The sequence below is a fragment of the Neobacillus fumarioli NBRC 102428 genome (genome assembly GCF_001591485.1).
Taxonomy (GTDB): domain Bacteria; phylum Bacillota; class Bacilli; order Bacillales; family Cytobacillaceae; genus Neobacillus; species Neobacillus fumarioli.
The window spans coordinates 1-3,819 of the sequence record NZ_BCUZ01000182.1; the positions used below are offsets into that span (position 1 = coordinate 1).

Here is a 3,819-nt window from a genome sequence, read left to right on the forward strand (position 1 = left end):
GTAAAATGTAAATAAAGAAAACCGCTGTCATCAGTTGATGACAGCTTTCGTGTTTTTTAGGGGTCGTGATGATGATTATTCTTTTCAATTAGGAGGGAAAAACAATGAATTCGGAAGTAAAAGTTCTTACAAAAGCAAACCAAAAAGTCAGCTTTCTAAAAAAAATAATGCCGCATATGGAACTGATTGCGGCCGCTTTAAGCGGGATCTTCATTGCTACAGGCTGGCTCTTGGATAAATTCGGCTATTTACCAGAGTCCATTATTGCTTATCTGTTCGCTTTTGTAATTGGCGGATTCGCTAAGGCAAAGGAAGGGATTGAAGCTACTATTGAAAATAAAGAATTAAATGTAGAAATGCTGATGATTTTTGCCGCAATTGGTTCAGCCATTATTGGTTACTGGACGGAAGGGGCGATCTTGATATTCATTTTCGCTGTCAGCGGTGCTCTCGAGACATACGCCATGAATAAAAGTAAGAAAGAAATCGGATCACTTATGGAGCTTCAGCCTGAGGAGGCTCTCTTGATTACCAATGGTATTGAAAAACGAATTCCTGTAGCAGAATTACAGCTTCATGACCAAATTCTCATCAAACCTGGTGAGCGGGTGCCGGCTGACGGGATCATTATCAAAGGACAAACAACGATTGACGAAGCGGCGATTACCGGTGAATCGATGCCTGTTTCAAAAGGGGTTGATAAAGAAGTGTTCGCCGGAACCGTGAATATGACAGGTTCCATCACCATTGAGGTAACAAAAGAAAGCAGCGATACGTTATTTCAGAAAATCATTCAGCTTGTCCAAAGTGCCCAGAGTGAAAAGTCTCCATCCCAGCTTTTCATTGAACGCTTTGAAGGAACCTATGTCAAGGTGGTCCTCAGTGTTGTTACCTTGATGTTTTTCCTGCCACATTTCTTATTAGGCTGGAGCTGGCATGAATCTTTTTACCGGGCCATGATTTTATTGGTTGTGGCGTCCCCTTGTGCATTAGTGGCATCCATTATGCCTGCTACTCTTTCGGCGATTTCCAATGGGGCCCGGCACGGGATTCTAGTAAAAGGCGGTGTCCATCTCGAGAATCTCAAGTCTATACAAGCGATTGCCTTTGATAAAACAGGAACTCTTACGAAAGGAAAGCCGGAAGTGACCGAAGTTGTTGTGCTTGAGGGTTTAAACAAAGAAGAAATCATATGGAAAGCCGCATCGATCGAACGGCACTCCAATCACCCGCTAGCACAGGCTATTGTTCAATATGCAAAGCAAACTATTCGCGGGGAACTCCTTCACCCCGATAGTCTTGAGGATGTCCCCGGTTGGGGCGTTAAAGCCGTCATTAAGGGAGAACAATGGAAGATCGGGAAAGACACTTTTGTCGGTAAAGAGAATGCTGAACGTTTTGCTGAAGGGAAGGCTGCAGAACTCGCCGATCAAGGAAATACGCTGGTCTTTATTGAAATAAACGGCAAATTAAGTGCGATGTTTGCCCTAAAGGATGTCGTAAGAGAAGAAACGAAGTATGCCATCGATCATTTAAAACAACAAGGCATTCATACGATCATGCTGACCGGGGATAGCGAGAAAACTGCTCGGGCCATTGCAGCTGAAAGCCATGTAGATGAGTATTTCGCTGAATGCCTGCCTCAAGATAAAGTAGAGCAGCTAAAAAAGCTTAAATCCAACCACAAAACCGTAGCAATGGTCGGTGATGGCATTAATGATGCACCGGCACTAGCCATTGCCAATGTCGGCATTGCCATGGGGGAAGGAACAGATGTGGCGCTGGAAACAGCCGATATTGTTCTAATGAAAAATGACCTACCAAGAATTGCGGAAGCGATCAATCTTTCCCGGCGTATGAACAAAATTATTAAACAGAATATTGTCTTTTCTATTTTAGTGATCATGACCTTAATCTGTTCAAACTTCTTCCAGGTGCTTGACTTGCCATTCGGCGTTATCGGTCATGAAGGCAGCACCATTCTCGTGATATTAAATAGCCTAAGGCTGTTAAAATAATTTGAAATAAAACACCGGGTGAGCCCTTTCACCCGGTAATTTTTATTAGGGCACCATTAATGGTATCCGTTTGTCCCATTTGCAGAGCCTGAAGTTTTGTTCCCTTTGCTGCCCTTACCTTTTTGCTTTGTGCTGCCGTCTTTTTTTGTATGTTTGGTCATCGTTCTAACCTCCCTTTCAGTTGGGGCATTCCCCTTCATAGTTTGAACGGAACACACTTTTTCATTAAGGGGAAGTTTTAACAGTTTGACCGGTTTTTTTCACTATAGAAAGCATTAATCTCCCCGCCAAGAATAATAATGAAGGCGGATATGTATAACCAGATCATTAACACAATGATGGCACCGATACTCCCATAGGTAAGCGAAAAACTGCTAAATTTTCCAACATAAAAGGACAACCCTAAAGAGGAAACAATCCAGCCAAGCGTTGCAAAGGCTGCTCCGGGCAGGGCGCTGCGGCAGCGAAGCTTTACATTCGGCGCAACCCAATAAAGACCAGTAAAAAGGATAAATAAAATGATGGCACTAACAAGCCAGCTTAATGAATTCCAAACTTCCATAAATTCTGAAGAGTAGCCTAACTTTTTAAATAGAAACATCCCGATTTCTCTTCCAAAGATCGGCAATAGGACGGTAAATATAAAGGCAAAAACCATTCCAAATGTCAGCAAAATCGACATAGTTCTTGAAACAAAGAATGACCTGCTTTCCTTTACTTTATAGGATCGGTTAAAGGCAATAACAATCGCATTAATACCGGTAGATGCCGACCAAATCGTCCCGATAATCCCAAAGGAAAGTAGCCCGCCATTTCTTTCTTTCATGACTTCATTGACTGTTTTTTCAATTAATTGCATGGCCTCCTTTGGAGCAAACTCTCTTACGGCCCCCAGCATATCCTCCCGTGAAATCGGAAAAAAGGGAAGCATCGTAAAGATGACAATTAACATAGGAAAAAGAGAAAGAAGCAAATAATAAGCCAATTGGGCACTTAACCCGGAAATGTCATCTTCTTGGATGCGATGCCACAAAAGTTTAAATAAAGAGGAGCGGATCATATCTTTCTTCTCCATAATCACCTCTCCTTTATCTAAATCAAATCCTCATTCTCGTCGTTCTTTGTAAAAGTATCCTTGGTCTCCTTGATCCGATCTATTCCTTTTGGGGTTAATTCCCGAAGTTCATCTACCTTATCTACTATAAAAGAAATATCTTCACTAACTTGTTCCACTGTAATCCTCAGTTTTTCCGCTGTATCTTTCACTTTATCGACCATTTCCCCTGGATGCCTTACAAAATGGGCAGCTTTCTTTACATTTTCCTTCATTACTTGGCGTGTATGTTGATCTAACAAGGTGACGGCACCTCCAGCAAATGCTCCGAGAACGACACCTTTCCAAAACTGGTTTTTCTTTGTCATTGATGAACCTCCTGCCAATTTTTTCTCTATATTATTTTGCTCTATCTTATTTGGCGATGCAAGTTTCTAATGATATTTACCCAATTAAGGGACAAAACTAACTAGAAAACGTTTATAATGGACTTATCAGAAGAAAGGGTGTGTATAATGAATTTATCGCAAAAGTCGCCAGAAAATGTGGAATATATGATTGAAAAAATAAAGGAAAAGCTTAAAGTGCTAAACCTTGGGGCCATCAAACCTTCCCACTTTGATGAAGAAATGTACGAAGAATTAAAAGAAATTTATGAACTGGTACAAAAAAAATCTTCCTTTAGTCCAAACGAAATGCAGGCCATAGCCGAAGAATTAGGAAATCTTAGAAAATCGAGTAGGGGGG

Annotated in this window: 4 protein-coding genes; 2 read left to right on the forward strand and 2 right to left on the reverse strand. The window is 41.3% G+C overall.

Going from position 1 to position 3,819, the window contains the following annotated elements; translation table 11 throughout:
- The first annotated feature begins 104 nt into the window (after nt 1–104).
- On the forward strand, nt 105–2,018 hold the full coding sequence (locus BFU02S_RS15095; protein WP_066372409.1) for a heavy metal translocating P-type ATPase: 1,914 nt from the start codon (nt 105–107) through the stop codon (nt 2,016–2,018).
- Nucleotides 2,019–2,256: 238 nt separating this feature from the next.
- Here the strand turns inward: BFU02S_RS15095 and BFU02S_RS15100 are convergent, their stop codons facing one another.
- On the reverse strand, nt 2,257–3,093 hold the full coding sequence (locus BFU02S_RS15100; protein ID WP_174520350.1) for a YihY/virulence factor BrkB family protein: 837 nt from the start codon (nt 3,091–3,093) through the stop codon (nt 2,257–2,259).
- A 17-nt stretch (nt 3,094–3,110) separates the two neighbouring features.
- Nucleotides 3,111–3,440: a YtxH domain-containing protein gene (locus BFU02S_RS15105; protein WP_066372411.1), complete on the reverse strand. Its 330-nt coding sequence runs from the start codon at nt 3,438–3,440 to the stop codon at nt 3,111–3,113.
- A 147-nt stretch (nt 3,441–3,587) separates the two neighbouring features.
- Here BFU02S_RS15105 and BFU02S_RS15110 point away from each other — a divergent pair.
- The coding region (locus BFU02S_RS15110; RefSeq protein WP_084361156.1) for a DUF1128 domain-containing protein at nt 3,588–3,819 on the forward strand (232 nt) is incomplete at its 3' end.

Excerpts from the sequence above, each read along its gene's own strand:
- BFU02S_RS15105 (WP_066372411.1), bottom strand. The coding sequence starts at position 3,440 with ATGACAAAGAAAAACCAGTTTTGGAAAGGTGTCGTTCTCGGAGCATTT.
- BFU02S_RS15100 (WP_174520350.1), bottom strand. The coding sequence starts at position 3,093 with ATGGAGAAGAAAGATATGATCCGCTCCTCTTTATTTAAACTTTTGTGG.
- BFU02S_RS15095 (WP_066372409.1), top strand. The coding sequence starts at position 105 with ATGAATTCGGAAGTAAAAGTTCTTACAAAAGCAAACCAAAAAGTCAGC.